Annotated in this window: 20 protein-coding genes; 6 read left to right on the top strand and 14 right to left on the bottom strand. The window is 62.2% G+C overall.

All coding sequences use genetic code 11. The features are described from left to right. Positions 1 to 213 precede the first annotated feature (213 nt). The 11 genes from acs to dksA all read right to left on the bottom strand — a co-directional run bounded on the left by acs (position 214) and on the right by dksA (position 15230). The gene (gene acs, locus AC30D9_RS28925; protein ID WP_490145345.1) at positions 214 to 2151 is read right to left on the bottom strand and encodes an acetate--CoA ligase; all 1938 of its coding nucleotides are present in this window, start codon (positions 2149 to 2151) and stop codon (positions 214 to 216) included. Positions 2152 to 2364: 213 nt separating this feature from the next. After that, a complete protein-coding gene (gene pgi / locus AC30D9_RS28920) occupies positions 2365 to 4029 on the bottom strand; it encodes a glucose-6-phosphate isomerase (RefSeq protein WP_116641323.1) in 1665 nt (554 codons plus the stop codon). Positions 4030 to 4406: 377 nt separating this feature from the next. After that, positions 4407 to 5267, bottom strand: coding sequence for a pantoate--beta-alanine ligase (panC, locus tag AC30D9_RS28915; protein ID WP_307576431.1), 861 nt, complete (start codon positions 5265 to 5267; stop codon positions 4407 to 4409). Further along, positions 5264 to 6064: a 3-methyl-2-oxobutanoate hydroxymethyltransferase gene (panB, locus tag AC30D9_RS28910; RefSeq protein ID WP_134925856.1), complete on the bottom strand. Its 801-nt coding sequence runs from the start codon at positions 6062 to 6064 to the stop codon at positions 5264 to 5266. Before panB ends, panC begins: the two co-directional genes overlap by 4 nt. A 365-nt stretch (positions 6065 to 6429) precedes the next feature. Beyond that, a complete protein-coding gene (folK, locus tag AC30D9_RS28905; RefSeq protein WP_490145344.1) occupies positions 6430 to 6915 on the bottom strand; it encodes a 2-amino-4-hydroxy-6-hydroxymethyldihydropteridine diphosphokinase in 486 nt (161 codons plus the stop codon). A gap of 3 nt (positions 6916 to 6918) precedes the next feature. Then, positions 6919 to 8316: a polynucleotide adenylyltransferase PcnB gene (locus AC30D9_RS28900; protein WP_167659357.1), complete on the bottom strand. Its 1398-nt coding sequence runs from the start codon at positions 8314 to 8316 to the stop codon at positions 6919 to 6921. Positions 8317 to 9033: 717 nt separating this feature from the next. After that, on the bottom strand, positions 9034 to 10467 hold the full coding sequence (locus AC30D9_RS28895; RefSeq protein WP_307576434.1) for a sigma-54-dependent transcriptional regulator: 1434 nt from the start codon (positions 10465 to 10467) through the stop codon (positions 9034 to 9036). A gap of 22 nt (positions 10468 to 10489) precedes the next feature. After that, complete coding sequence (locus tag AC30D9_RS28890) at positions 10490 to 13444, bottom strand: sensor histidine kinase (RefSeq protein WP_307576435.1); 2955 nt, start codon at positions 13442 to 13444, stop codon at positions 10490 to 10492. Continuing rightward, on the bottom strand, positions 13428 to 13604 hold the full coding sequence (locus AC30D9_RS28885) for a hypothetical protein (RefSeq protein WP_003176118.1): 177 nt from the start codon (positions 13602 to 13604) through the stop codon (positions 13428 to 13430). The genes AC30D9_RS28890 and AC30D9_RS28885 overlap by 17 nt, the downstream gene beginning before the upstream one ends. Before the next feature lie 77 nt (positions 13605 to 13681). Continuing rightward, positions 13682 to 14569 (bottom strand): tRNA glutamyl-Q(34) synthetase GluQRS, encoded by an 888-nt coding sequence (gene gluQRS / locus AC30D9_RS28880; RefSeq protein ID WP_490145343.1) that lies wholly within the window; start codon positions 14567 to 14569, stop codon positions 13682 to 13684. A gap of 217 nt (positions 14570 to 14786) precedes the next feature. Next, the gene (gene dksA, locus AC30D9_RS28875; RefSeq protein WP_109756347.1) at positions 14787 to 15230 is read right to left on the bottom strand and encodes an RNA polymerase-binding protein DksA; all 444 of its coding nucleotides are present in this window, start codon (positions 15228 to 15230) and stop codon (positions 14787 to 14789) included. A 350-nt stretch (positions 15231 to 15580) separates the two neighbouring features. Between dksA and AC30D9_RS28870 the strand changes: the two genes are divergently transcribed. After that, the gene (locus AC30D9_RS28870) at positions 15581 to 16753 is read left to right on the top strand and encodes a pyridoxal phosphate-dependent aminotransferase (protein WP_134925850.1); all 1173 of its coding nucleotides are present in this window, start codon (positions 15581 to 15583) and stop codon (positions 16751 to 16753) included. Beyond that, positions 16753 to 17508 (top strand): DNA/RNA nuclease SfsA, encoded by a 756-nt coding sequence (sfsA, locus tag AC30D9_RS28865; RefSeq protein WP_490145342.1) that lies wholly within the window; start codon positions 16753 to 16755, stop codon positions 17506 to 17508. The genes AC30D9_RS28870 and sfsA overlap by 1 nt, the downstream gene beginning before the upstream one ends. Here sfsA and AC30D9_RS28860 read toward each other — a convergent pair. Further along, entirely contained in the window at positions 17464 to 17781 is a 318-nt protein-coding gene (locus AC30D9_RS28860) for a Rieske (2Fe-2S) protein (protein ID WP_490145341.1), read from the bottom strand. The genes sfsA and AC30D9_RS28860 overlap by 45 nt on opposite strands. A 254-nt stretch (positions 17782 to 18035) precedes the next feature. Here AC30D9_RS28860 and AC30D9_RS28855 point away from each other — a divergent pair, with 254 nt between their 5' ends. The 4 genes from AC30D9_RS28855 to AC30D9_RS28840 are packed head-to-tail and all read left to right on the top strand — an operon-like array spanning position 18036 to position 21586. Beyond that, positions 18036 to 18914: a heme/hemin ABC transporter substrate-binding protein gene (locus tag AC30D9_RS28855; RefSeq protein ID WP_307576443.1), complete on the top strand. Its 879-nt coding sequence runs from the start codon at positions 18036 to 18038 to the stop codon at positions 18912 to 18914. A gap of 50 nt (positions 18915 to 18964) precedes the next feature. After that, a complete protein-coding gene (locus tag AC30D9_RS28850; RefSeq protein WP_167659397.1) occupies positions 18965 to 19948 on the top strand; it encodes a FecCD family ABC transporter permease in 984 nt (327 codons plus the stop codon). Continuing rightward, positions 19948 to 20715 (top strand): heme ABC transporter ATP-binding protein, encoded by a 768-nt coding sequence (locus tag AC30D9_RS28845; protein ID WP_490145340.1) that lies wholly within the window; start codon positions 19948 to 19950, stop codon positions 20713 to 20715. The genes AC30D9_RS28850 and AC30D9_RS28845 overlap by 1 nt, the downstream gene beginning before the upstream one ends. A 22-nt stretch (positions 20716 to 20737) precedes the next feature. Next, positions 20738 to 21586, top strand: coding sequence for a ChaN family lipoprotein (locus AC30D9_RS28840; RefSeq protein ID WP_490145339.1), 849 nt, complete (start codon positions 20738 to 20740; stop codon positions 21584 to 21586). Between the two features lie 237 nt (positions 21587 to 21823). Here AC30D9_RS28840 and AC30D9_RS28835 read toward each other — a convergent pair whose 3' ends face one another. Both AC30D9_RS28835 and AC30D9_RS28830 read right to left on the bottom strand, forming a co-directional pair. Then, positions 21824 to 22096 carry a TfoX/Sxy family protein gene (locus tag AC30D9_RS28835; protein WP_003205623.1) on the bottom strand — a complete coding sequence of 91 codons (273 nt, stop codon included), beginning with the start codon at positions 22094 to 22096 and terminating at the stop codon, positions 21824 to 21826. 232 nt (positions 22097 to 22328) lie between these two features. After that, on the bottom strand, positions 22329 to 22670 hold the full coding sequence (locus tag AC30D9_RS28830; RefSeq protein WP_063324353.1) for a pentapeptide repeat-containing protein: 342 nt from the start codon (positions 22668 to 22670) through the stop codon (positions 22329 to 22331).

Here is a 22670-nt window from a genome sequence, read left to right as displayed (position 1 = left end):
GGCGAGGGAGTTTAGCAGTTATGGATACTCGGGTATTGCATACAGATGTGAGCCTGGCACCGACCTGTGGCGAGTGGATTCATCCCCGTTGGACTGCAGCAGTCCCTGGTTCGGCAAGCGAAATCCGACTGACACTCTGAGGTGTCAGGCTTTAGGGCTGCTGCGCAGCCCAGCGGGGATGAATCTCCTCGCCACAGGGGGGCCAGTTGTCGCTCAGCGATTCAGGCGTTTGTCGATCAACCCTTCCACCACACTTGGGTCAGCCAGGGTCGAAGTATCGCCGAGGCTGTCGAGCTCATTGCAGGCGATCTTGCGCAGGATCCGCCGCATGATCTTGCCCGAACGGGTCTTGGGAAGCGCTGGCGCCCACTGGATCAGTTCCGGCTTGGCGAAGCTGCCGATTTCCTTGCTGACGTGGGCCAGCAACTCCTTCTTCAACTCGTCATTGGCTTCCACACCGTTCATCGGCGTGACGAAAGCATAGATACCCTGGCCCTTGAGGTCGTGGGGGTAGCCGACGACGGCCGCTTCGGCAATGCTGTCGTGCAGCACCAGGGCGCTCTCCACCTCGGCGGTGCCAATGCGATGCCCGGAGACGTTGATCACATCGTCGATGCGCCCGGTGATCCAGTAATCGCCGTCCTCATCGCGGCGCGCCCCATCGCCGGTGAAGTAATAGCCGGGGTAGGGCTTGAAGTAGGTGTCGACCATGCGCTGGTGGTCGCCGAAGACGCTGCGAATCTGCCCTGGCCAGCTGGATTTGATCGCCAGTACACCGCTGCCGGCGCCGCTGATTTCCTTGCCCACCTCATCCAGCAAGACCGGTTGTACGCCGAACATCGGCCGGGTGGCGCAGCCGGGCTTGAGCCGTGGCGCGCTCACCAGGGGGCTGAGCATGATGCCGCCGGTTTCGGTCTGCCACCAGGTATCGACAATCGGGCAGCGCTGTTCGCCGACCGCGTTGAAGTACCATTCCCACGCCTCCGGGTTGATCGGCTCACCGACACTGCCGAGTAATCGCAGGCTTTTGCGCGACGTTTCCTGCAGCGGTCCGGTGCCTTCGCGCATCAAAGCCCGCAGTGCGGTCGGCGCCGTATAGAAGATGTTGACCTGATGTTTGTCGATCACCTGCCAGAAACGCGAACTGCTGGGGTAGCTCGGCACGCCTTCGAAGATCAGCGTGGTGGCGCCGTTGGCCAACGGGCCGTAGACGATGTAACTGTGGCCGGTGACCCAGCCGACGTCGGCGGTGCACCAGAACACTTCGTTGTCGCGGTAATCGAGCACGTACTTGAACGTCATCGCTGCTTGCAGCAAATAGCCGCCCGTGGTGTGCAGCACGCCCTTGGGTTTGCCGGTGCTGCCGGAGGTGTAGAGGATGAACAGCGGATCCTCGGCATCCATCGGTTCGGGTGGGCAGTCATCGCTCATCTCGTGCATGGCCTCGTGGTACCAGAGGTCACGCCCTTCAACCCAGTCCACGTCGCCGTGGGTGCGCTCGACCACCAACACGGTGCTGACGTTCGGACAGCTTTCCAGGGCCTTGTCGACGTTGCGCTTGAGCGGTATGAAGCGCCCGCCGCGCACACCCTCGTCGGCGGTGATCACGGTGCGGCAATCGGCATCGAGAATCCGGTCGCGCAGCGAATCCGGCGAAAAACCGCCGAACACCACCGAATGCACCGCGCCGATGCGGGTGCAGGCGAGCATGGCGTAGGCGGCTTCCGGAATCATCGGCATGTAGATGCAGACCCGGTCGCCTTTCTTCACCCCACGGCTTTTCAGCACGTTGGCCAGGCGGCACACATGATTGTGAAGTTTCTTGTAAGTGATTTGCGCCGATTCGGCGGGGGCGTCGCCTTCCCAGATGATCGCGATCTGATCGCCGCGCGTGTCCAGGTGACGGTCGATGCAATTGGCACTGACATTCAGCTTGCCGCCGGCGAACCAGGTCGCGTCGCCGTTCTTGAGGTCATAGCGCTGGACGGTTTGCCAGGGCGTCATCCAGTCGAGAAAACGCGTGGCCTGCCCGGCCCAGAAGGTGCTGGGGTGTTCGATGGATTCTTTATAGAGCCGCTGGTACTCGTCCTGGCTCAGTTGCGCAGCCCGGCGGACGGCATCGGCGTGGGGGAACTGGCTGATATCGAACATGACGGTTCCTTATTCTTGTTTTTGCGACAAGTCATAAAGATGCGCCCAGTAGCGGGAGGGTTCAAGTCAACTGTGGGTGCGAGCTTGGTGGGAGCAAAGCTTGCTCGCGATGACGTCGTCACATTCAACGGATAGGTTGATATCAGACCGCTATCGCGAGCAAGCTTTGCTCCCACCAAGCCCGCTCCCACAAGGGGAATGCAAACCTAGGGATCAGCCGCGATGACGCCCGCGGAAGTAATTGATCAAGCCTTGGGTCGAGGCATCTTCGGCCGGGCTTTCTTCGCTGCCCACCAGGCGGTTGTAGACGCCCTTGCCCAGCTCCTTGCCCAACTCCACGCCCCATTGGTCGAAGGCGTTGATGCCCCAGACCACGCTCTGCACGAACACCTTGTGTTCATACAGCGCCACCAGTGCGCCGAGGCGCCGTGGGCTGATGCGTTCGACCACCAGGGTGTTGCTCGGACGGTTGCCCGGGATCACCTTGTGGGAGGCCAGTTTCTGCACCTCTTCTTCGCTGGCGCCCTTGTCCCGCAGCTCGGCTTCGGCTTCGGCGCGGGTCTTGCCCAGCATCAGCGCCTGGCTCTGGGACAGGCAGTTGGCGTACAGCCACTGGTGGTGATCGGAAACCGGGTTGAAGCTGACGATCGGCACGATGAAGTCGGCCGGGATCAACTGGGTGCCTTGGTGCAGCAGCTGGTGGTAGGCGTGCTGGCCGTTGCAACCGACGCCGCCCCAGATCACCGGGCCTGTGTCGGTCGACACCGGCGTGCCGTCCTGCCGCACGCTCTTGCCGTTGGACTCCATGTCCAGTTGCTGCAAGTGCTTGGTGATGTTGCGCAGGTAATGGTCGTACGGCAGGATCGCGTGGCTCTGCGCGCCCCAGAAGTTGCCGTACCACACGCCCAGCAGTGCCAGCAGCACCGGCATGTTCTGTTCGAACGGTGCGCTCTGGAAATGCTGGTCCATGGAATAGGCCCCGGACAGCAATTCCTTGAAGTTCGACATGCCGATGGCCAGGGCGATCGGCAGGCCGATGGCCGACCACAGCGAGTAGCGCCCGCCGACCCAGTCCCACATCGGGAAGATGTTCTCTTCACGAATGCCGAAGGCCACGGCGGCGGCGTTGTTGCTCGATACGGCGATAAAGTGGCGATACAGCTCCGCTTCGGAACCGCCCTGGGCCAGGTACCAGGCACGGGCGGCCTGGGCGTTCTTCAGGGTTTCGAGGGTGTTGAAGGATTTCGACGAAACGATGAACAGCGTGGTTTCGGCGCGCAGCTTCATGGTCAGTTCATGGAATTCGCTGCCGTCGATGTTCGCCAGATAGTGGCAGCGAACGCCTTTTTGCGCGTAGGACAACAGCGCTTCGGACACCAGTTCCGGGCCGAGGAAAGAGCCGCCGATGCCGATATTCACCACGTCGGTGATGGGCTTTTCGGTGTAGCCGCGCCACAGGCCGTCGTGAATGCGGCCGACCAGGTCGGTGATCTGGTTCAGCACTTTATGTACGTCCGGCATCACGTTGACACCGTTGACCAGCAACTTGTCGCCCACTGGCCGACGTAGGGCGGTGTGCAGGGCAGGGCGGTTTTCCGAGGCGTTGACGATTTCGCCTTCGAACAGCGACTTGATCGCGCCCTTGAGGTCGACTTCGTTGGCCAGGCCCACCAGCAGGTCGCGGGTCTGGGCGTTGATCAGGTTTTTCGAGTAGTCGAGAAACAGGCCGCAGCTCGACAGGGTGAATTGAGTGAAACGCTGCGGATCGGCATTGAACGCTTCGCGCATGCTGAAATCCTGCATGGCTTTGCGGTGGTCATTCAGCGCTTGCCAGGCTGGCAGAGCGGTCACGTCATGAGGGGTTCGGTAATACGCCATCGCTGCGGGTTTCCTTTTTACTTGAACGACCTTTTGTACACTAAAAATTCCGACGCGGCTCGAGGTGGGCGTCTGGACACTGCGTCGACACGATCGCCGGACGCAGGGCGACTACAGTAAACCTCGCGTTGCGATCTGTCTTGACTTTGTAAGACCGGTTCCCGGTACTTTTTTATACAACGGGGGTGGGAAGGGGCCGACGGACGGAAACGCGATGAGGTCTTGCGGACAAACTGAATTGTTGTGGGGGGGAGCCTTGTGGGAGCAAAGCTTGCTCGCGACGACGAGGTCACATTCAACACCTATGTTGACTATCAGACCGCTATCGCGAGCAAGCTTTGCTCCCACGGGCCTCCTCCCGCGGGGTGTGCGTTGGTTCAGGCGGGAGTGTCGAGGTCCAGATGCAAGTTGTCGATCAGGCGCGTGGTACCGAGGAAGGCGGCCACCAGAATCACCAGGTCGCGGTCCTCGCTCGACGCCGGGCGCAGGGTCTTGGCGTGACGGATTTCCAGATAATCGGGGCGCAGGCCAGCGGCTTCGAGTTGCTTGAGCTGCTCGCCGATCAGCGCCGGGAAGTCCCGTTGGCCCTGCCTGATCGCCTCGGCGATCTGGCTCAGGCTGCGATAGACCACGGGCGCGACGGCGCGTTGCTCCGGGCTGAGGAAGCCATTGCGCGACGACAGCGCCAGGCCGTCCTCGGCACGGACGGTCGGCTCGCCGATGATCTGGATCGGCATGTTCAGGTCATGGACCAGGGCGCGGATTACCGCCAGTTGCTGGAAGTCTTTCTGGCCGAACACCGCCAGGTCAGGCTGGACCATGTTGAACAGCTTGCTGACCACCGTCGCCACACCTTCGAAATGCCCTGGACGGCTGGCGCCGCACAAGCCTTCGGACAATTGTGGGACGCTGACCCGGGTCTGGCCGGCCATGCCGTCGGGGTACATCTCTTCGACGCTGGGGGCGAACAGCAGATGGCAGCCGGCCTGGAGCAGCTTCTCCTGGTCGGCCGCCAGGGTGCGGGGGTATTTGTCCAGGTCTTCGCCGGCGCCGAATTGCAGTGGATTGACGAAAATGCTCGCCACCACGAAATCGGCCCGTTGCGCAGCCTTGGTCACCAGTGCCACATGACCGCTGTGCAGGTTGCCCATGGTCGGTACGAAGGCGATGCGTTTGCCTTCGCCGCGGGCACGGGCCACGGCGGCCCGCAGTTCGCGTACGGTTTTGACGGTGTTCATGCAGAGAATCCGTGTTCAATGCCTGGGAAGGTGGCTGCCTTGACTTCAGCGACGTAGGCACCCAGGGCCGCCTGGATGGAGGTTTGCCCGGTCATGAAGTTCTTCACGAACTTGGGCACGCGACCGGTGATCGACAGCCCGAGCATGTCGTGCAGGACCAGCACCTGGCCGTCGGTGGCGTTGCCGGCACCTATGCCGATGACCGGGATCTTCACCGCCTGGGTGATTTCTTCAGCCAGCTCGCTGGGCACGCATTCGAGCAGCAACATCGCCGCGCCAGCCTGCTCCAGCGCAATCGCATCGGCGCGCATCTGGCGCGCCTGGTTTTCATTGCGGCCCTGGACTTTGTAGCCACCGAGGATGTTCACCGCTTGTGGGGTCAGACCCAGGTGCGCGCACACCGGGATACCGCGCTCGGCCAGCAACCGAATCGAATCGGCCAGCCACAACGCGCCTTCGACCTTGACCATGTGGGCACCGGCCTGCATCAGCATGGCGCTGTTGGTCATGGTTTGTTCGAGGGTGGCGTAGGCCATGAACGGCAGGTCGGCGAGGATCAGCGCATCGGTGTTACCGCGTTTGACGGCGGCCACATGGTAGGCCATCTCGGCGGTGGTCACCGGCAGCGTGCTGTCGTGACCTTGCAGCACCATGCCGAGGGAATCGCCCACCAGCAACACTTCGACACCAGCCTCATTGCAGGCGTGGGCGAAGGTCGCGTCATAGCAGGTCAGCATGGCGATCTTCTCACCTTTTTGCTTGAGACCTTGCAGCGTGGTCAGGGTAATAGCTGGCATGAAAAAGTCCTCATTAGGCGCTCGTGAATTACTGCGAGTAACGCGCATGATTCGTCATTTATACAGGCGCACCCTCTATGCGTGGTGCTTGTAAGGCCTGGACTGCGCCCTTTAAACGCCGCGTTGGCGGCGACGGGACGCCTATAGTCGTGAGGAGCACTCGGGAAGTCAATTGGATGTGTTACCGCCGGGTGTTACCGGGGTTACTGATGCGTTTCAGCGTAGAGGGAGTGTCCCGGATCTGACTGTCCGGTACCGGATCCTGTGGGAGCGAGCCTGCTCGCGATAGCGGTGTGTCAGTCGACATATACATTGACTGATCCGCCGCTATCGCGAGCAGGCTCGCTCCCACAAGGGTATCTATGTCAGTTGGGAGGCAAGCGTTCCAGGCCGACGAATGGGCAGGCCGCAAGCAGGTCCTTGAGTCGGCGCCCATCGGCCAGGTGCAGGTCAGCGGGCGCCAGCTCGGCCAGCGGGTACAGCACGAAGGCCCGGGCCTGCATGTGGTAGTGGGGGACCTTGAGGCGGGGTTCGTCGATCAGACGATCGCCAAACAGCAGAATATCCAGGTCCAGCGTGCGTGGGCCCCAGCGTTCGAGGCGTTCGCGACCCTGTCCGGTTTCGATGGCTTGCAGCGCATCGAGCAGGTCCAGCGGTGCCAGGTGGCTGTCCAGCGCCGCCACCGCGTTGGTGTAGCGCGGCTGGCCGGGCAGCAGGGAATCGCTTTGATAAAACGCCGAGACCCCCACCAGTTGGGTTTCGGGCAATTGCGCCAGCGCCTGGACGGCACAGCGCAATTGTTCGGCGGGTTCGGCCAGGTTGCTGCCCATGCCGATGTAGATGCGTTCCATCGATTACTCGCCCGATGCGCTCGGTACACCGGCGCGCTTGCGCTTGGCGCCACTGCTGCGACGGCGTTTGCGCGGGCCGCTGGCGCCGTCATCCTTGCCGCTGAGTTCGCGAATCATGTCGCGGCGCTCACTGTCGTTGGCATCCTGGTAATCGGTCCACCATTCGCCCAGGCCATCGGTCTGCTCGCCTGCGCTTTCACGCAGCAGCAGGAAGTCGTAGCCGGCGCGGAAACGCGGGTTGTCCAGCAGCAGGTCGGCACGTTTGCCGCTGCGTCGTGGCAGGCGCTCCTGCATGTCCCAGATCTCGCGGATCGGCATGGTGAAGCGTTTTGGAATGGCAATGCGCTGGCACTGCTCGGCGATCAGCTCGTGGGCGGCTTCCTGCATCGCCGGGATCGGCGGCATGCCACGTTCCTGCAGGCGCAGCACCCGGGCCGGCAGGGCAGGCCAGAGCAGGGCGGCAAACAGGAAGGCCGGGGTTACCGGCTTGTTCTGCTTGATGCGCAAGTCGGTGTTGATCAGTGCTTCGCTGATCAAGGTGTGGGTGTAGGTCGGGTTGTGCTCCAGGGCCTCGGCGCTGGCGGGGAACAGCGGGTCGAACAGTTGCAGGTCCACCAGCATCTCGAAGGTGTCCGCCGCGTTGCCCGACAGGAACAGCTTGAGCACTTCCTCGAACAGCCGCGCCGAGGGAATTTCCCGCAGCATCGGTGCCAGTTCGCGAATCGGCAGGGCGCTGTGTTTTTCGATGCCGAAATCCAGCTTGGCGGCGAAACGCACGGCTCGCAGCATCCGTACCGGGTCTTCCTGGTAGCGTTGCTTGGGGTCGCCAATCAGGCGGATCAGGTGATTGCGGATGTCGTGTACGCCGTTGGCGTAATCGAGGATGCGCTCGCTGACCGGATCGTAATACAGGGCGTTGATAGTGAAGTCGCGGCGTTGCGCGTCTTCTTCCAGCGTGCCGTAGACGTTATCGCGCAGGATGCGCCCGCTCTCGTTGCGAGAAGATTGGTTGCTGTCTTCCTCTTCGTCGTTTTGCGGGTGATTGGCGCGGAACGTCGCGACTTCGATGATTTCGCGACCGAAGTGGATGTGGACCAGCTTGAAGCGCCGGCCAATGATCCGCGCATTGCGAAATTCGGCCCGTATCTGTTCTGGCGTGGCGCTGGTGGCGACGTCGAAATCCTTGGGAGTGATGTTGAGCAGCATGTCGCGCACGCAACCGCCGACCAGGTAAGCCTGGTAACCGGCGTTCTGCAAACGTTCGACGATGTTCACCGCATAACGGCTGAACTGGGCCTTTTGCAGCGAATGCTGGCTGCTGTTGAGCACTTCAGGCGTGCTGCGAATGTGTTGCGTACGACGCAAGGGAGAACGGAATGACTGGAACAGCTTCTTCAGCATGGGATGCACTGTTTGAAGGAATATTCGGCCAAAAACGAAGAATGACCGCATGATGGGCCGGGATTCTAGCATTTAGTCGAGGGATGGTGTAGGACGGAGCAGTTTTGAGCTGCAAGCTTCAAGCGACAAGCTTTGTAGGCTTCAGGGAAGGGGAATGACAGAAACCACAAGGGGAGCCGAAGCTCCCCCAGAATTAGTTGCGTGCTCTGTTTTTATTATTGGTTTCGGGCTTCTTGTTTTTGTTGAGTGCCCGCGCCACGAGGTTTTCCCTTCGTGACCCTCCCAATCGGGAGCCAAGAGCAAACGGATTGCTTTGGTCGCTGTGTTGCAGTGATCTGTCGATCCAACCAGTTCAGGCACCTGTCTTGAGACAGTTTTTATTGTTCTCGGCCTGGTTGTGGGGCAAGCCCCAAATACAACGCCTCTCCAAAAGAATCAGTTAGCTGCGCCTCTCGCCGTCTTGTTTTTATTGTGCGTGAGTCGATTCGTCTTATTTTTATTGTCTTTTGCATTGCTTGTTATTGTTCTTGTACCAAAGCTATAGCAGGGTGCGTGCCAACTTTTGCGAAACCCAGCGAAACCGGGGGTTCTATGGATATAGCCATTTTTCCGGGGCGAAAAAAAGCCGGGGTTTCGTTACCGTAAACCCCGGCTTCTGTTACGTGAAAAAGACTGAGGTAACAGTTTTTTCACATCCAGTGGTGTTACCCCCACACCTCAGCTTTCGCTGGTCGCCCCGGTCTTGCGCCGTGGAATCCCCAGGCGCTGGCGACGTTCCCACAGGCACTTGCGGCTGACGCCCAGCTTGCGTGCCAGTTCGGTCTCGGTCATGTGGTCCTGGTGCTCGAGGACGAAGTGCTGGAAGTAGTCTTCCAGGGACAGGTCTTCAGTGGGTTCGTGGCTGGTGTTGTTGGCGGCGCCGCCCTGTTGCGGGGCCAGGCCGATGAATTCTTCGTCGTCCAGGTCACTCAGCTCGATGTCGATGCCCAGCAGGTCGGCGGAGATTTCCGGGCTCTCGCACAGGATCACCGCTCGCTCGACAGCGTTTTCCAGTTCTCGAACGTTACCCGGCCAGGCGTAGTGGCGGATGGCTTGTTCGGCGTCCGGGGCGAACTTGAGGTCGGTGCGGTTGACCCGTGCGCTCTGGCGGGCCAGGAACGCCTGGGCGATTTCATTGACGTCCGCGCCACGCTCGCGCAGGGGGGGCAGCTTCAAGGCAATGACGTGCAAGCGATAATACAAGTCTTCACGGAACTGGCCGATCTTGGCCAGGCTCTTGAGGTCTCGGTGGGTGGCCGCGATCAGGCGGACATCGACCTTTTGCGACTGCACCGAGCCAACCCGGCGGATTTCGCCTTCCTGAAGGACTCGCAGCAATCGCGCCTGGGCTTCCAGTGGCAGCTCGCCGATTTCATCGAGGAATAACGTGCCGCCGTCAGCAGCTTCCACCAGACCGGCACGTCCGGCGCTGGCGCCGGTAAACGCGCCTTTTTCGTGGCCGAACAGTTCGGACTCGATCAGGCTTTCCGGAATCGCCGCGCAGTTAACCGAGATCATCGGCGCCTTGGCCCGGCGCGACAGATTGTGCAGGGCCCGGGCCACCAGTTCCTTGCCGGTACCGGATTCGCCCTGGATCAGGACATTGGAGTCGGTCGGGGCCACCTTGCGGATCTTGCCGTACAGGTCCTGCATGGGCGGGCAGGAACCGATGATGCCGATTTCGCCATTACTGTTGCTGGCACCGGGTTTCGCCGCGGCGCTGGCCTTGCCGACGGGCTCTGCCGGGTTGCTGGTCGCCGCCTGTCGATCGCGCAGGATGCGGGCCACGGCCTGGAGCATCTCGTCGTGGTCGAACGGTTTGGCGATGTAGTCCACTGCGCCCATTTTCATGGAGTCGACTGCCGAGCGCAGGCTGGCGTAGCTGGTCATGATCAGCACGGGGGTGCCCTGGCCGAGCTTGATCAGCTCGGTACCCGGGGCGCCAGGCAGGCGCAGGTCGCTGACGATCAGGTCAAACGTGGGAATGCTGAAACGCTCTTGTGCTTCCTGCACTGAACCGGCTTCGCTGACCTGGTACTGGTTGCGTTCCAGCAGGCGGCGCAAGGCGGAGCGGATAATTGTTTCGTCTTCGACGATCAAAATGTGCGGCATTGATTCGATTCTCTCGACGGTCTCAGTTCACAGCGGACGTCGCTTCGACATGACGCGGCAAGGTCACCCGGATACGGGTGCCGCGTTGGCTCTGAACATCGGCCGGGCTGTCGATGGTGATTTGTCCATAATGCTCTTCAACGATGGAATAGACCAGTGCGAGGCCCAGACCGGTACCTTCGCCAGGATCCTTGGTGGTGAAGAAGGGTTCGAACAATCGGTCCATGATGTTCTGTGGGATACCGCTGCCTTCGTCTTCGACGATCAGGTCGACCGTGTGTTCGAAGGCTTCGCTCTTGACCCGCACCGCGCTGCCGGCCGGTGAGGCGTCCCGCGCGTTGGACAGCAGGTTGATCAACACCTGGGCGAGCCGCTGGGGGTCGCCATCGACCCAATGATCCGGGTCGCACAGGTTGAAGAATTGCACTTCGAAATTGCGCCGGTTGAGCGCCAGCAGACCAATGGCATCCTGGGCCACTTCGGCCAGACAGACGGGCTCGTCATTGTGCTGGTGACCGCCGGCATGGGCGAAGCTCATCAGCGACTGGACGATGCGCGACACGCGCTTGGTCTGTTCGAGGATCTGGCCGCTGATTTCCGTCAGTTCGCCGTCGTCCTCGCGCTCTTCGCGCAGGTTCTGCGCCAGGCAGGCGATGCCGGTGATCGGATTGCCGATCTCGTGGGCCACCCCGGCGGCCAGCCGGCCGATGCTTGCCAGCCGTTCGGAATGCACCAGCTTGTCTTCGAGCATCTGCGTATCGGTGAGGTCTTCCACCAGCAGCACCAGGCCGCTGTTACCGGGTGCCAGCGGCTCGTCGATCGCCGCCTTGTGCAGGTTCAGCCAACGGGTCTGGCCGTCGAGGGCCAGGTGCTGTTTGTGCAAGTGCTCGTCCGGCAGGTTGATGAAGCCTTGCAGCAAGCCTTTCCACGGCTCGCCCAGGGTGCTCAGGCGGGAACCGACCACGCGCTGGGCGGCGATCCCGGTCAGTTCTTCCATGGCTTTGTTCCACATCAGGATTTCCTGGTCCTTGGCCAGGGAGCACACGCCCATCGGCAGTTCCTGCAGGGTCTGGCGGTGGTAGCGGCGCAGGGCGTCCAGTTCGGCGGCAAGGCCGGTGAGGCGCGAGTGGTAATCCTCGAGGCGGCTTTCGATGAAGTGGATGTCTTCGGTGACATAGTTTTCGCCGCCGGCCTTGTAGGGCAGGAACGTCTCGACCATGTCCTGGGCCACGCTGGGGCCCATCAGGCCGGACAGGTTGGCTTCGATCCGGTCCCGCAGGCGGCGCAAGGCATATGGGCGGCGCTCATCGAAGGGCAGGTAGAGGTCGCGCAGGGCCTGTTCGACTTCCTTTTGCGCGGCCTTGGCGCCCAGGGGCTTGGCCAGTTGCGTGGCGAATTCCTGGGGCGAAGCGGCGTGCAGCTCGCGGCGCTGCGGGCGACGGACATTGTCCACCGCACAGGCTTCGGCGGCGCTGGCCTCCTCGCTGCTGGCGTTGGTGAACAGCGAGATCAGGGTGAACATCAGCACGTTTGCCGCCAGGGAGGCGATGGCCGCCATATGCCAACTGGTGTCGTCGAGCACGTAGATCATATTCAACAGAGGAATATAGAAGCCCTGCAGGTTGCCCATCAGCGGCAACAGCATCGCCACCAGCCACACCAGGATCCCGGCCAGCAGGCCAGCGATGAACCCGCGGCGGTTGGCGGTCGGCCAGTACAGCACCGACAACACGCCGGGCAGGAACTGCAAAGTGGCGACGAAGGCGACGATGCCCAGGTTGGCCAGGTCCTGTCCGTCGCCGAGCATCAGGTAGAAGCCGTAGCCGGCCATGATGATTGCGACGATCAGCGCCCGACGTGTCCATTTCAGCCAGCGGTAAATATTGCCTTCGGCCGGTGGCTGGTAGAGCGGCAGCACCAAGTGGTTGAGAGCCATGCCCGACAGGGCCAGCGTGGTGACGATGATCAGGCCGCTGGCCGCCGAGAGGCCGCCAACGTAGGCCAGCAGCGCCAGGGCCTTGCTGTTGGCGGCGATGCCGATACCGAGGGTGAAGTATTCCGGATTGGTGCTGGCGCCCAGCTTCAAGCCGGCCCAGAGGATCAGCGGTACCGCCAGGCTCATCAGCAGCAGGAACAGCGGCAACCCCCAACTCGCGCTCACCAGCGAGCGCGGGTTGAGGTTTTCGGTAAAGGTCATGTGGTACATGTGCGGCATCACGATGGCCGACGCGAAGAACACCAGCAACAGCGTGCGCCACGGGCCTTCCTGCAAGGGGGTGTGCAGGGCGGCGAGGGCGGTCTGGTTCTGCAGCAGCCACAACTCAAGCTGCTGTGGGCCATCGAACACGCCGTACAAGGCATAGAGCCCGACACCGCCGATGGCGATCAGCTTGATCACCGACTCGAAGGCGATGGCGAACACCAGGCCTTCGTGCTTTTCCCGCGTGGCAATGTGTCGGGAGCCGAAGAAAATCGTGAACAGGATGATCAGCGCACAGAAGCTCAGCGCCACCCGGTGCTGTACCGGTTCGCGGGTCAGGATGCTGATGGAGTCGGCCACGGCCTGGATTTGCAGGGCCAGCAATGGCAACACCCCGACCAGCATGAAGATCGTGGTCAGCGCACCGGCCCAGGTGCTGCGAAAACGAAAGGCGAACAGGTCGGCCAGCGACGACAGCTGGTAGGTGCGGGTGATTTTCAGGATCGGGTAGAGCAACACCGGCGCCAGAAGGAACGCGCCCGATACACCGAGGTAACTGGAGAGGAAACCATAGCCGTACTGGTAGGCCAGCCCGACCGTGCCATAGAACGCCCATGCGCTGGCATAGACACCCAGCGACAGGGTGTAGGTCAGCGGGTGGCGGATGATCGCCCGGGGGATCATGCCTCGTTCGCTGATCCAGGCGACACCGAACAGCACGGCCAGGTAGGCGGCGCTGATCAGGATCATCTGGGTCAGGCTAAAGCTCATCGGCATCTTTTTGGCTCTGCAGGATGAAGGTCACGACAATCAGGATCAGCCAGAGCAGGTAAGGCCGATACCAGGCACCCGTGGCATCGATCCACCAATCCATGATGGCCGGGGAGAACAGATAAATCCCCACTACCAGGAGCAGGACCAAGCGATAGATATACATCCCGGCCTCTCTAATTTATGCGCGTGCCCGAAAACGTGCGGCGATGGTAACGGATGGGCGCCAAGCTGCAAGGGCCGTCAACGTATTTGCGCTTCGGGCAGGCTCAGTGTGCGCGGGATCTTGCCCGCGTCCCAGTGGCCAATGCCCCAGGCCAACAGTTCCCGGGGGCTGGCATCGACCAGTTCGAGGCCCGGTTGCTGGCCCAGCGCGCGCAACGCCCGTAACAGCAGCGGTGTGGCCTGGTCGGCCGCCAGGGGCGGTGAACGATAGGATTTGCCCAGCTTGTGCCCGTCGGGCTGGGTGATCAACGGCACGTGCAGGTAACGCGGTTGTGGCAATCCGAGCAATTCTTGCAGGTAGAGCTGGCGTGGCGTGGAGTCCAGCAGGTCGGCACCGCGCACGATATCGGTTACCCCCTGCCAGGCGTCGTCCAGGACCACGGCCAGTTGATAGGCGTAGAGCCCGTCGCGGCGGCGGATCACGAAATCGCCGACCTCACGGCCCAGGTGCTGGCGGAACTCGCCCTGGACCCGGTCGGTAAAGTGATATTCAAGTTCGGGGACGCGCAGGCGGATGGCGGCGTCCTCGGTGCCGTGCCCGGCGTTGCGGCACAGTCCCGGATAAATGCCCTGATACGGCTCCAGTTGTTTGCGCGAACAGGTGCAGGCATAGGCCAGGCCCTGGCTGAACAGCCGGTTGATGATCTGGTCATAGGCAGCATGGCGCTCGCTCTGGCGGACCATTTCGCCGTCCCACTCAAACCCGTAGCTTTCCAGCGCCTTGAGAATCGCTGCTTGTGCGCCCGGTTCCTCCCGGGGTGGGTCGAGGTCCTCCATGCGCAGCAGCCAGCGCCCGCCCACGGCCCGGGCATCCAGGTACGACGCCAGGGCGGCGACCAGCGAGCCGAAATGCAAGTGGCCGCTGGGGGTGGGGGCGAAGCGACCGATGTAGGGGGCGGTAGTCATAGGGGAATATTACTAGCTTGGATCTGGCAGAGGCGCATTTGTGGGAGCGGGCTTGCTCGCGAATGCGGTGGATCAGTCGACACAGATGTTGAATGCTCCACCGCATTCGCGAGCGAGCCCGCTCCCACAGGATTTCGCAAGGTTCAGGATGGTGGTCAGGTGCCAAAAACAAAAAACGGAGCGTATGAACGCTCCGTTTTTGTAACAGCCCCGGCGATTACTTGCCGACCTGTTTTTCCTTGATTTCCGCCAGGGTCTTGCAGTCGATGCACAGGTCGGCGGTTGGGCGGGCTTCCAGGCGGCGAATGCCGATCTCGATGCCGCAGGACTCGCACCAACCGTATTCTTCGTCTTCGATCAGTTGCAGGGTCTTGTCGATTTTCTTGATGAGCTTGCGTTCGCGATCACGGGCGCGCAGTTCGAGGCTGAACTCTTCTTCCTGACTGGCACGGTCGGCCGGGTCCGGGAAGTTGGCCGCTTCGTCTTTCATGTGATCCACGGTGCGGTCGACTTCCTGCATCAAGTCCTGTTTCCACTTGTTCAGGATCTTGGTGAAGTGCGCGCGCATGGGGGCGCCCATGTACTCTTCGCCAGCTTGCGGGACGTAAGGCTCAAACCCGCTGAGCGTGTTATTTGGGTTTTGCTTTGCTTGGGTGGGCATGAATGGACCGCCTCTACTCTTGTAATCCACTACGCAGGATTGCTCCATCACCGACACCTGCCGGCCCTGCGGCTGCAAGCGGGCGAACTTACCAGATCAAATCGGGCCGCGCTACTCCCGGTTGTCGAGCCTGCGGCGGCCGGGGCCTGTAAAACGTGACTGGGTTCGCTTCGGTGGGGATGTAAACCTGCTCAATGCTTGATTCTAGTCAAGCCTGGGCCAATCGCGGGAGTCATTTCCTGCAATTCACGGCCTCAGACCGCTTTCGGTTCGCGCTCGTTCCCGCAGTTGTTTCTGACTTGGCGGGAGAGTTGGGTAGAATCGGTTCTTTTTTTCCTGAAGGAAGGCCAATGGCTCAGCCCTACAGTGCGCGCAGCCGCGCCATCGAACCTTTCCATGTGATGGCGCTGCTGGCCCGTGCCAACGAGCTGCAGGCCGCCGGGCATGACGTCATCCACCTGGAGATCGGCGAGCCGGACTTCACCACCGCCGAGCCGATCATCCAGGCCGGTCAGGCTGCGCTGGCGGCGGGCAAGACCCGCTACACCGCGGCCCGCGGCATTCCCGAGCTGCGCGAGGCCATCGCCGGTTTCTACGGCCAGCGCTATGGGGTGGAGATTGACCCGCGACGCATCCTCGTGACCCCAGGCGGCTCCGGCGCATTGCTGCTGGCCAGCGCCTTGCTGGTGGACCCAGGCAAGCATTGGCTGCTGGCTGACCCCGGTTATCCCTGCAACCGTCATTTCCTGCGTCTGGTCGAAGGTGCGGCGCAATTGGTGCCCGTGGGGCCGGAGGTGCGTTACCAATTGACGCCGGACCTGGTGAACCGGCATTGGGACCAGGACAGCGTCGGTGCGTTGGTGGCCTCGCCGGCCAACCCTACCGGGACGATTCTCACCCGGGACGAACTGGCGGGGTTGTCCAAGGCCATCAAGGGGCATAACGGTCATCTGGTGGTGGACGAGATCTATCACGGCCTGACCTACGGCACCGATGCCGCCAGTGTGCTGGAAGTCGACGACGAGGCCTTTGTCCTCAACAGTTTCTCCAAGTATTTCGGCATGACCGGTTGGCGGCTTGGCTGGCTGGTGGCCCCGTCGGCGGCCGTCGGCGAGCTGGAAAAGCTCGCGCAGAACCTCTACATCAGCGCGCCGAGCATGGCCCAGTACGCCGCCCTGGCCTGTTTCGAGCCCGCGACCATCGAAATCTTCGAGCAGCGGCGGGCCGAGTTCGCCCTGCGCCGTGACTTTCTACTGCCGGCCTTGCGTGAATTGGGCTTCGGTATCGCGGTGGAGCCGGAAGGGGCGTTTTACCTGTATGCCGACATCAGCGCGTTCGGCGGAGACGCCTTCGCGTTCTGCCAGCACTTCCTGGAAACCGAACACGTGGCCTTCACGCCGGGTCTGGATTTCGGCCGCCATCAGGCCGGTCACCATGTGCGGTTCGCCTACACCCAGAGCCTGCCGCGGCTCCAGGAAGCCGTGGCGCGAATCGAACGTGGACTACGGAGCTGGCAAGGCTGATGCGTTTTTCCCCTGCGTTGGAAGAAGGTCGCTTGATTCGACGTTACAAACGTTTTCTCGCGGATATCGAGACCGTTCACGGCGAACTGCTCACCATTCACTGCCCTAACACCGGCTCGATGCTCAACTGCATGGCGCAGGGCGCGCGCGTCTGGTTCAGTCGCTCCAGCGACCCCAAGCGCAAGTTGCCCGGTACCTGGGAAATCGGTGAAACCCCTCAGGGACGGCTCGCCTGCATCAATACCGCGCGGGCCAACGGGTTGGTCGAAGAGGCCTTGCGCGCCGGGGTCATCAGCGAATTGAACGGGTTTATCGGGCTCAAGCGTGAAGTGGCTTATGGCGTGGAGAACAGCCGAATCGATTTTCGCCTGGACTACGATCGAGGCTCGGCCTGGGTCGAAGTCAAAAGCGTCACGCTGGGTTTCGATGGCACCAACGTGGCGGCGTTTCCCGATGCGGTGACCCTGCGCGGCGCCAAGCACCTGAGGGAACTCGCCTGTCTGGCCCGGGAAGGCGTGCGGGCGGTGCAATTGTATTGTGTGAACCTGAGCGGCATCGAAGCGGTGCGCCCGGCACAGGAAATCGACCCGGTGTACGCCGCTGCCCTGCGTGACGCGGTGGCGGCGGGTGTGGAGGTGCTGGCCTATGGGGTCATGCTGACGCCCGAGCAGATGTGGGTCGACCGCGCGTTGCCAGTGTTGCTCGAGCCGCTAGAGCTGGACCCAGATGCCTTGCTCGTCCTCCCGGCTATCTAGGGCCGTCAGGAACTGGCCGGCGCAGGGCCCGGCCACGCATTCACCGCTTTCGATCAGGAACAGCGCGCCGTGCGTGGCACACTGGATCAGGCTGGCGCTGGGGTCGAGGAACTGGTCGGGTTGCCATTCCAGCGGCACGCCACGGTGCGGGCAGCGGTTGAGATAGGCATACACCTGGCCGGCGCGCCGCACGGTCAGCACCTTGCGCCCATCCAGATCGAAACCGCGACTGCCGTTGTCGGGCACTTCGGCGGTGGTACAAAGAAACTTCATGTGTATCTCTATATTTGTGTTGAAAAGTCCCCTGTGGGAGCGAGCCTGCTCGCGATAGCGGTGGATCAGCCAGCCTTAATGCGACTGACACACCGCTATCGCGAGCAGGCTCGCTCCCACAGAGGTTCATGCCACAGATGTCTATGCTTGACGGTCAAATGAAAACAATTATCAAATGGCGCCTCCTTCGCAGATGGGTGAGGATACTTGGCCACGCCCGGTCCTGTGAAAAACTTCCTTGAGGACGCCGTCCTATGCGCCTGAACATCCGTGTTGTTGCGCTCTGTGCCGCACTGTTGATCAACCAGGGGGCCAGCGCGGCCGAATTACCGCAACGCTGGGTCAGCGCCGGTGGCGCGTTGTCGGAGTGGGTCAGTGCGTTGGGGGGCGAGTCGAAGCTGGTGGGCGTGGACACCACCAGCCAGCATCCTGAGTCCTTACGGGCCCTGCCCAGTATTGGCTACCAGCGACAACTGTCGGCGGAGGGGGTGCTGAGCCTGCGTCCGCAGATTCTGGTGGGGACCGAAGAAATGGGGCCACCACCGGTGCTGGCACAGATTCGTAACGCTGGCGTGCAGGTCGAACTGTTCTCGGCCACGCCTGACCTGCCGACCCTTCAAGGCAATTTACGGCACTTGGGGCAACTGCTGGGGGGCGAGGCCCAAGCCGCGCAGTTGTTCCAAGGTTATCAACAACAGCTGGACCGGCAAGCTGCCCGGGTGCGGGAAGTCCAGCTCAAGCAAAAGGCTCCCGGCGTGTTGCTGTTGCTGGGAAGTTCCGGCGGCAAGTTAATGGTGGCCGGCAAGGATACCGCCGCTGACTGGCTGTTGCGGCAGGCCGGGGGGCACAACCTGGCGACCCACGGCGGCTACAAGTCTTTTTCCGTGGAGAGCCTGGCCGGTCTGAATCCTGAAGTGCTGGTCTTCGCCGACCGCGCCTTGAGCGGTGAAGAAGCGCGGGCGGCGTTGTTCAAGGAAAACCCGATTCTGTCCTCGACCCGGGCTGCCAGGGATGGGCGCGTCATGGAGCTGGACCCGACGTTATTGGTGGGCGGGCTGGGTCCACGGTTGCCACAAAGCCTGGAGAAACTGACGGCGGGGTTCTATCCGGCTGTGTCGGCTACGGCGCCATGACTTCGTTGGTCAAACCTCGCACCTTGTTCATCGGCCTGAGCCTGTTGTGTCTGCTGGCGACCTGGCTGTCCCTGGCCCTGGGGCCGGTGAGTTTGCCGCTGCTCGACACCTTGCGCGCCGCCCTACGCCTGCTGGGTTTGCCGGTGGCTGCCGATGGCCTGGAACAGGCCGAACTGATCCTCGGCCAGATCCGTTTGCCGCGCACCTTGCTGGGGTTGGCGGTGGGCGGGGTGTTGGCATTGTCCGGTGTGGCGATGCAGGGGCTGTTTCGCAACCCATTGGCCGACCCGGGGCTGGTGGGCGTATCCAGCGGTGCGGCACTGGGCGCCGCGTTCGCCATTGTCGGTGGCTCGGCGCTGGGTGGGTTGCCCGAAGCTTTTGGCCCCTACGTGTTGTCGTTGTGTGCATTCCTCGGTGGGCTTGGCGTTACGGCGCTGGTCTATCGTCTTGGTCGACGCAATGGCCAGACCCACGTCGCGACCATGCTCCTGGCCGGTATTGCCCTGACCGCACTGTCCGGCTCGGCCGTCGGCCTGTTCACCTACCTGGCGGACGACGCGACCCTGCGCACCCTGACGTTCTGGAACCTGGGCAGTCTCAACGGCGCCAGCTATGCGCGATTGTGGCCGCTGTTGCTGGTCAGTGCCGCTGTGGCGCTCTGGTTGCCACGGCGGGCCCGGGCGCTCAATGCGCTGTTACTGGGGGAGTCCGAGGCGGCCCATTTGGGCGTCGACGTCGAAGGTCTCAAGCGTGAACTGGTGTTTTGTACGGCGATGGGGGTTGGCGCGGCGGTGGCGGCGGCGGGCATGATCGGTTTCGTCGGGCTGGTGGTGCCACATCTGGTGCGACTGGTGGCCGGCCCCGACCATCGTGTGTTGCTGCCTGCCTCTGTGTTGGCGGGGGCAAGCCTGTTGCTGTTCGCCGACCTGGTGGCGCGCCTGGCACTGGCCCCTGCGGAATTGCCGATCGGTATTGTCACGGCCTTCATCGGGGCACCGTTCTTCCTTTATCTATTGGTGCGAGGGCGCGCCTGATGCTGCGAGCGCAGAACCTGCACATTCAGCGTGGCCGGAAAACCGTGCTGGCGGACATCGATCTGCTGCTCAATCCTGGTGAAGTGCTCGGTGTGCTCGGGCCCAACGGTGCGGGCAAAAGTACCTTGCTGGCGGGCCTGTGCGGCGAGTTGCGCCCGGCCCAGGGACAGGTCTGGCTCGATGATCGGCCACTGGCCCAGTGGCACGGTGCCGAGCGTGCTCGTCGCCTGGCGGTGTTGCCGCAATCCTCGACCCTGGATTTTGCCTTCCGGGTCGAGGAAGTCGTCGGCATGGGGCGCCTGCCGCACCAGAGTGGTCGGCTGCGCGACGAGCAAATCGTCGCCGAGGCGCTGCAAGCGGCGGATGCCGCGCATCTGCACGGTCGCAGTTACCTGGCGTTGTCCGGCGGCGAGCGCCAGCGGCTACATCTGGCGCGGGTATTGACGCAGTTGTGGCCGGGTGAGGCGGGGCAAACCCTGTTGCTGGACGAGCCGACCTCGATGCTCGACCCGCTGCATCAGCACACCATCCTCCAGGCGGTGCGTGAGTTCGCCAGTCGCGGCGCTGCCGTGTTGGTGATCCTGCATGACCTGAACCTGGCGGCGCGTTACTGTGATCGCCTGTTGCTGCTCGCGTCCGGTCGGCCGGTGGCCCTGGATACGCCCCGGCAGGTGCTGCGCCCGGAATCGCTCAAGGCGGTGTTTGGCCTGGAAGTGTTGGTGCAAGACCATCCGGAGCGTGGGCATCCATTGATCATTGCCCGCTGAGGGCTCCCTTGAGGATACCGACGTGCGCCTGCTCCTGATTCTGGCATTGAGTGTACTGACGGCGTGCCAGAGCATCGCACCGCCCCCGCTTGGCGGACGAATCCGTGATTTGCACAATGGCCAGGCCGTGGCGCCCCAGGCGTTGATCGAACGCCTGGCAAAGGCGCCTCGGGTGGTGGTGGGGGAGCGGCACGACAATCGCGATCACCATACACTGCAGGTATGGCTGCTCCAGGCTTTGGCCGGACAGCGGGCCCAGGGCAGCCTGTTGCTGGAAATGCTCACTCCCTCCCAACAGCCACGCGTCGATTCGGTCCGCCAGTTACCCGCCTTGCCAAAGGATCTGCCCGAGGCGCTGGCCTGGTCGCCCGGCTGGGATTGGAGCCTGTACGGGCCCGTGGTCGAGTTTGCCCTGGCGCAACGCTATCCGTTGCTGGCCGCCAATCTGGACGCCGCCGAGATCCAGCGTTTCTATCGACAACCTCCCAGCTTGATGGGCGATCGCTCCAATGCGACCACAGTCAAGGCGGCGTTGTTGGGACAGATCCGTGAATCCCACTGCGGTTTGCTACCGGAGTCGCAAATGCCAGCGATGCTGGCTGTGCAGCAACAGCGTGACCGGCGCATGGCCGAACGCCTGCTGCAAGCGCCGACGCCGGCATTATTGTTCGCCGGTGCCTGGCATGCTCGAAAGGATGTCGGTGTGCCGCTGCATGCAGTGGATCTTGGCGCCAGCGAGGCACCGATCGTCCTGATGCTGGCCGAGGAGGGCAGTGACGTAACGTCGGCCATGGCGGATTACGTGTGGTACACGCCGGCCATGCCAACCCAGGATTACTGCGCTCAGATGCGTGAACACGCCGGAAAATGATTTTCTACAGGCAATTTCTACAGGCAAAAAAAGACCCGGCAAAAGCCGGGTCAAATAACCGTGATTAGCCTGATGAGGAGATATCTGAGAGTCCGAACCAAGGGCTGTTCAAATATCGACCAGTCTCGCGACCGGATGTGGTAATCATAGCGATTCTCATTACCATGTCAAACATTGTTTTACGATTCGCAGAAATAACCTGGTCGGTTATGGCGCCATTCGACAAACAAGGGGCCGTCAGGCTTTATGACGCGTCGAAATGGCGTCCAGCTGCTTGTTCAGGGCTTCCTTGCGTTCGGCGGGGATGTCGTTCCAGTGCACATCCATCAACGCGCCTTCGATGGCGTACAACAACACCTTGGAAGCCCGGAAGCCGCGCGTGCGCACGGCCCGATAAGCGTCCACCGCACCAAGCCGGCGTAGATCCGAGGCGCTGTGAATGCCGACGGCATGCAGCCACTGGGCTGATGTCTTGCCCAGATTCTTCAGGTGTTGCAATTCATCATTCATCGAGCCTCCTTGCGACGGCCGAATGGTGCATTGGGCAAGCTTCTGAGCAGTGTAGCGGTCAGTAGGAAAAGCGTGATTCTTTGGTGGGATTCAATGCAAAAGCTTCTAATGCATTACGCACGATAGAGGGAACGTGCGGCACAGCGCATCGTCCAGCGCGGGCGGGGGCGCTGGAGCTCAGTTCGGACTGTGGTGGGTTCGCCGCATGTCGGCTTACCCGGTTTCCACCGTATCAGCGGGTGCGATAGCGCAGGCGGGTGCCGAAGTTCATCGACATCAGGATTTCGTCCGCAGACAGTTCGGGCGGGAAGTAGGCGCCGGATATTTGCGCATGGGCCAGGCTCGCGCCTTCCAGTGACGACTTGCGAAAATCGATGCCACGCAAATCGGCGGAGCGGAAGTAGGCGTCGCTGAAGTCAACGTCGTCCGCGTTCAGTTCCCGCAGATCAAGGCCTCGAAAGTCGCCGCCGCGCATGTCGACCGGACCTTGTGGGCGTTCGCTGTTGAACCCGGCGATATCGTCTTTGCGCAGCAAGGCATAAAGCGGGGTATTGAGAAGCTTGGGAAGGCTCAT

Source organism: Pseudomonas sp. DF11, from assembly GCF_058148565.1.
The sequence above is the reverse complement of the archived record's forward strand: the minus strand, read 5'-3'. Positions and strand labels throughout refer to the sequence as shown.